The sequence below is a fragment of the Nostoc sp. DedQUE09 genome, assembly GCF_034530915.1.
Taxonomy (GTDB): Bacteria; Cyanobacteriota; Cyanobacteriia; order Cyanobacteriales; family Nostocaceae; genus Nostoc.
In genome coordinates this window covers 1-5,585 of sequence record NZ_JAVRCE010000056.1, presented here as the reverse complement: position 1 = coordinate 5,585, position 5,585 = coordinate 1, and the positions used below count along the sequence as shown (strand labels likewise).

At 45.8% G+C, this 5,585-nt stretch carries 4 protein-coding genes; all 4 read right to left on the bottom strand.

Annotation, left to right across the window (positions count from 1 at the left end):
- Nucleotides 1-202: 202 nt before the first annotated feature.
- The gene (nifN, locus tag RMY27_RS26800; protein WP_322667905.1) at nucleotides 203-1,540 is read right to left on the bottom strand and encodes a nitrogenase iron-molybdenum cofactor biosynthesis protein NifN; all 1,338 of its coding nucleotides are present in this window, start codon (nucleotides 1,538-1,540) and stop codon (nucleotides 203-205) included.
- 148 nt (nucleotides 1,541-1,688) lie between these two features.
- Nucleotides 1,689-3,071: a nitrogenase iron-molybdenum cofactor biosynthesis protein NifE gene (nifE, locus tag RMY27_RS26795; protein WP_100900530.1), complete on the bottom strand. Its 1,383-nt coding sequence runs from the start codon at nucleotides 3,069-3,071 to the stop codon at nucleotides 1,689-1,691.
- A gap of 117 nt (nucleotides 3,072-3,188) precedes the next feature.
- The gene (locus RMY27_RS26790; protein ID WP_322667904.1) at nucleotides 3,189-3,536 is read right to left on the bottom strand and encodes a Mo-dependent nitrogenase C-terminal domain-containing protein; all 348 of its coding nucleotides are present in this window, start codon (nucleotides 3,534-3,536) and stop codon (nucleotides 3,189-3,191) included.
- Nucleotides 3,537-3,691: 155 nt separating this feature from the next.
- Nucleotides 3,692-5,227, bottom strand: coding sequence for a nitrogenase molybdenum-iron protein subunit beta (nifK, locus tag RMY27_RS26785; RefSeq protein ID WP_322667903.1), 1,536 nt, complete (start codon nucleotides 5,225-5,227; stop codon nucleotides 3,692-3,694).
- Nucleotides 5,228-5,585 lie beyond the last annotated feature (358 nt).

Sequence of the window (5,585 nt, the reverse complement as noted above, 5' to 3'; positions counted from 1 at the left end):
TTCTGAACGAAAGCCCTCGTGTTCTGAACGAAAGTCCTCGTGTTCTGAACGAAAGTCCTCGTGTTCTGAGCGAAAGCCCTCGTGTGTACACCGTAGCCTTAAAAAGGGGGGGCTAATTTAAGGCTGGCTCTATTCCTCCTTAAAAAGGAGGGTTAGAGAGGATCAACTCTTAACTGAACTGTTTTGAATTTCAAGTGTGAATTCAAAACTCTGCGCTCACAGTTCCGAATTCTTGGAACTGTTTAACTCTCGCTTCTTCTGCCTCTAAAAACAGGTTGCCTATGCCAAACAAAAGTTCCATCGTGCCTCGATAGCCAACTTTGGTAAATTGACCATTACCTAAGCGGTCATAAATGGGCAGTCCTAGACGATAAAGAGGAATCGAGAGGCGTTTTGCGATCGCACCCACATTGGAGTTACCAATCAGCAAATCAGAACCACCTGCTAAACTCTCAAAGTCTTCTAAGTCGCCGATGGTGATGCTTTTAACTGGGAGTTTTTCTAAGAGAGGCGATCGCGTGGTTGTCACCACTGCATGAATTTGCGCTCCCATCGATTGCAAGAAATGCACCGTTGACCACAACAAATCTGGTTCCAGTGCTAAGGAAACTCGTTTTGCACCGAAGTAAAAGTGGGTGTCCAGCATCGCATCTTGCAACTGACGACGTTGGCGGCGGTATTTTTCGGGTACGCTATTACCGCTCAGAATCGCCAATGCTTGGATAAACTCATCTACTGGTTCTAATCCTGTCAGTTCGCCAAACACCTCATAAGGTGTGCCAAAGCGCTCTTCCAGAATTTTGGCAGCACCCCGCATACTTTCACCCAATGCCAGGGTAAAAGCAGAACTACCTACTTCTCGTAGCTGTTTTAAGGTAGTCCCACTGACTGTAACCGCACTATAATTATCCTCTAAATGTCCATCTAGAGAAGCGCCAAGGTCAGGTACAAAGATCGGCACTAGTCCAAAGGATGTGATTATCTCTTTGATTTCCTGTACATCCCCAGGCGTGAAGGCAGAACCCGCCAAAACTGTGACTTGTTCAGTTCTGAGTCCACCCGCGCGAGGAATTTCCTTAACTATGCTTTCGACAGCAACAGCAAAGCCATCTTGCAACGCACCTTTAAAATCTGGGGTAGGTGCAAAAACGATCGCTAAATTATTCAATTCGGGATGGCGATCGCGGATTTCCTTCAGAAAACCTTCAATGTCATCGCCTCTAGTTTCCGTTAACCCAGTACTACATAAACCAATAATTTCTGGGTTAGCCTTTTCCACCAGAGTGAGAATTGCTTGCTCCACATTCTCTTCACCACCCAAGATTGTAGTGACTTCCGTCATCGCTGTGGTAGCTAGGGGAATCGCTTCCCGGAAATGCCGCACTAGCACAACTTTGGCGAAAGCAGTACAACCTTGAGAACCGTGGAATAAGGGCATTGTCCCTTTCAATCCCAAAAAGGCTAAGGTTGCGCCCAAAGCTTGACTTTGCTTGAGGGGATTAACTGTCAGTGCTTTGTTAGAAGCGGTAACGATCGCCATTAAACTACCTCCTCCAGGGCGGACTTTCTCGTTCCCTGGCTCCGCCGGGGAATGCTGACAATGAGGCTCTGCCTCATCTGTATAAAGAAGGCAGAGCCTTCAGGAATGCGTTCCCAGCCTGAGTCTGGGAACGAGGATATAGCCGCCATTAAACTTCCTCCTCTTCTTCCCAAGGAGCGGGTTTGCGTATTTGTTCCCAAATCGGGCTATATAGAGCTTCGTACAGTTCCCGCGCCATCTCAATCATTCCCACATAACCTGCATAAGGATGGTGGCGTTCTTGGTTGATATCAAGGAAAGGAATCCGAGCTTTCAAAGCTGTGTATTGGTTACGTCCACCAGCAATCAGCATATCTGCGCGAGTGTCTTTAACCAGTTGTAGCAATTCTTGAGCGTTGCCTTTCTCCAGCATGATGCCATCGTTGCCAATCAACTTCTTGATTTTGGCTTTATCTTCTTCAGTACTTTTCCGAGTACTGGTAGCAACAACTTCAATGCCTAAGTCTCTAGCAGCCGAGATAATCGACCAACTCTTGACACCACCAGTATATAAAACAACCCGCTTACCTTTTAGCCGAGCGCGATAAGGAGCCAATGCCAAATCTAAAGCAGCCGTTTCTTCTGCAATTAGCTTTTCTGTCCGCTCCTGTAAATCAGCGTCGCCTAATTTAGCGGCGATATTTCGCAGACAGCGATTCATATCATCGATGCCGTAGAAAGACTCTTCAATGTAAGGGATGTTGTAACGCTCCTCCATCTTTCTCGCCATATTGAGCAGCGCTCGCGAGCAGATCATGACGTTGAGCTTGGCGCGGTGGGCATAGCGAATTTCATTGTAGCGAGCATCGCCCGTAATTTTAGACAGAATACGGATGCCTAATTTTTCTAACAGTGGTGTTACTCCCCACATTTCCCCGGCGATGTTGTATTCGCCGATTAAGTTTATATCATAGGGCGTTGTATGTTCCGGTTCTGCTGTTCCGACAACATATTCTAATAAAGATTCACCACCAAAACGGTTGCCGAGATTTTTACTGCCGATGAATCCTGGGGCAATGACGGGAACAACAGGAATACCAATTTTCTCAGCCGCAGCTTTGCAGACAGCATCCATATCATCGCCAATTAAGGCTGTAACGCAAGTGGCGTAAACAAATACTGCTGCTGGTTGGTAGCGTTCGTGAAGTTCCAGAATTGCTTTGTAGAGTTTCTTTTCGCCACCGAAGATGACATCATTTTCACCCAAGTCAGTGGTAAAGCCCATTTTGTAGAGTTGAGGGCCAGACGAAAGACTACCACGACTGCCCCAGGAATTACCAGCACAGGCGATCGGCCCGTGGACTAAATGAGCAGCATCTGCGATCGGCACTAGAGCAATCATTGCACCATCAAAGGCGCAGCCCCCTTGAGCCGCGCCAGGTTGTGCCTGTTGAGCGCATGACTTATTTTTCTTTTCTGCTTGTTTGTGCTGATTATGTTCGCATCCTGTCTCAGTCAGCAGCTCGTTGATTTTGCCTTGGGTGCTTTTCATCTCTCTTCTCTTAATTGTTAATTGTCCTTTGTCATTTGTCATTTGTCCTTTGAATAGCTAACAACTAATGACCAATGACTATTGTACAGACGCGATTAATCGCGTCTCTACCAATGACTAACAAATGTATTTTGTGACATCTTCTCCACATACATCGGTCAGGTAAGATAGAGCGCGGAAACGCAATCCTACAAATTCGTCATATAAAGGATTGAGTTTACATAGTGGTGGAATATCAATACACTTCCCAAATAATTTAATTTGTCGCTCAAAGGGACAACAACAAGGAATTGTTTGGCAAATTAGATGAGCGATGCGATTATTTTTAACCTGAATTCCATCCACTACACGGCGCAACGGATTAAGAAGATTGTTGAACCATCCTCGTTTTTTCTGGTTAGGTGGATGGTAATTAGGATGAGGATGAGTGTGAGTATGTTCGTGAGTGTGATTGATGGTTTCCATTTATCAATTCCTTGGGTAAATGCTATTAAGAAAAAGGGGGGAATAATCCATAATTACGAATTACGTTAGCGAAGCGGTAGCGAGTCTCCGAGCGTCATTACGAATTACGAATTATTCCCCGCCCTTAATTAACACGTTGTGTTTCTACGCAATTTCTAACGAATCAAGTCGTAGGAAATATCTGTCTTAGAAGGAATGTTGGTGTTGCGATCGATTTCTTCAAACAGGGTGTTTACAGTCCAGTTGAGGAGGTTGATCACGCCTTGATAACCAATGGTGGCATAGCGGTGTAGGTGGTGGCGATCCATGATGGGGTAGCCGATTCTCACGAGGGGAATCTTGGTGTCGCGCCACAGGTACTTACCGTAGGTGTTACCAACTAAGAAATCTACTGGTTCGGTGAACAACAATGAACGCATGTGCCACAAGTCCTTACCAGGCCAAACAGTTGCATGTTGACCGAAGGGGCTAGAAGCAAGCAATTCTTTGATTTCTGCTTCAAATACTTCGTTGCTGTTGTGAACCAAGATATGCACAGGTTCAGCACCCATTTCTAGCATAAAGCCAACTACGCTGTATACTAAATCTGGTTCGCCGTAGATAGCGAAGCGCTTGCCGTGAATCCATGAGTGGGAGTCAGTCATGGCATCAACTGCCTGACCGCGTTCAATTTCCAATTGTTCGGGAATGGGGATACCGCTCAATTCGCTGAGTTTCATCAAGAATTCATCAGTACCCTTAATGCCCCAAGGACGGGAAACTGAGGTTGGTTGCTTCCATTCTTTCTCGATGTACTCGCGGGTTTTGGGGGTAGAGTGTGCTTGCAGAGCGATCGTAGCTTTCGCATTGATTGAATCTGCTGCATCTTCTAGCTTTGTTCCACCTGGGTACATATCGAATTCACCTGTGTTTGGTGAATCCAGATAGTCGCTGTTGTCGGCTAGAATTGTGTAGTCAAAGCCGAACAAAGAAGCAATCCGCTTGATTTCGCGGTTGTTGCCTACATAGGTGTCAAAACCTGGGATGATGTTGATTTTACCATTGCTGGTTTCTTTCTTATGACCTGCGGTCAAGTTAGAAAGAATTCCCTTCATCATGTTGTCGTAACCAGTGATGTGAGAACCAACAAAGCTAGGGGTGTGAGCGTAAGGTACTGGGAAATCTTGAGGAACTGAACCAGCATTCTTAGCGTTGTTGATGAAGGCTTGTAAGTCATCACCAATTACTTCTGCCATACAGGTGGTGCAGACAGCGATCATCTTGGGCTTGTAGAGTTGGTAAGAGTTCGCCAAGCCGTCGATCATGTTTTGCAGACCACCAAATACGGCTGCATCTTCAGTCATTGAAGAAGATACACCAGAGAATGGTTCTTTGTAGTGACGGGTTAAGTGGGTGCGGAAGTAAGCAACGCAACCTTGAGAACCTTGAACGAAAGGTAGAGTACCTTCAAAACCAACAGCAGCAAAAATTGCTCCTAGTGGTTGGCAGCCTTTAGCAGGGTTAACGGTTAAAGCTTCACGAGCGAAGTTCTTTTCACGATAATCCCAACCCTTTGTCCACTCTGCAACCCGTTGTACTTCTTCGGCTTCATGACCGTTTTCAAACTGCTTTTTGTTTTCAAATAGCTGTTGGTACTCAGGCTGGTGGAATAACTCGACGTGATCTTGAATTTTTTCTGGATTCTGAGGCATTTCTTCTGGACTCCAAGCTTACTGAATTCTTTACTAATTGAGGTGCGAGTGGGGAGTAGGGAGTGGGAATATGATTCAAAATTCAAAATGCAAAAATCAAAAGAAATTTTAATCTTTCAATTTTGAATTTTGGATTCCCAACTCCCCCCTGGGGTTTTAGCCCCAGGTTATCCTTACTTATCGCTCTCTCCCATTTCCCTAGACGGCAGCCTTAGCCTTAGCTTCAGCCTTCTTAGCCTGAGCTTTTTCATTCCAAGGAGCGCCAATTAATGACCAGGTTGGGCTGTTAAGTGCCAAGTCCATATCACGAGCGAAGATGGCGAAGCCGTCATAACCGTGATAAGGGCCGGAGTAATCC

What these genes read in the sequence shown, in the direction of transcription:
- nifN (WP_322667905.1), bottom strand. Translation starts at nt 1,540, where the DNA reads ATGGCGATCGTTACCGCTTCTAACAAAGCACTGACAGTTAATCCCCTC.
- nifE (WP_100900530.1), bottom strand. Translation starts at nt 3,071, where the DNA reads ATGAAAAGCACCCAAGGCAAAATCAACGAGCTGCTGACTGAGACAGGA.
- nifK (WP_322667903.1), bottom strand. Translation starts at nt 5,227, where the DNA reads ATGCCTCAGAATCCAGAAAAAATTCAAGATCACGTCGAGTTATTCCAC.
- RMY27_RS26790 (WP_322667904.1), bottom strand. Translation starts at nt 3,536, where the DNA reads ATGGAAACCATCAATCACACTCACGAACATACTCACACTCATCCTCAT.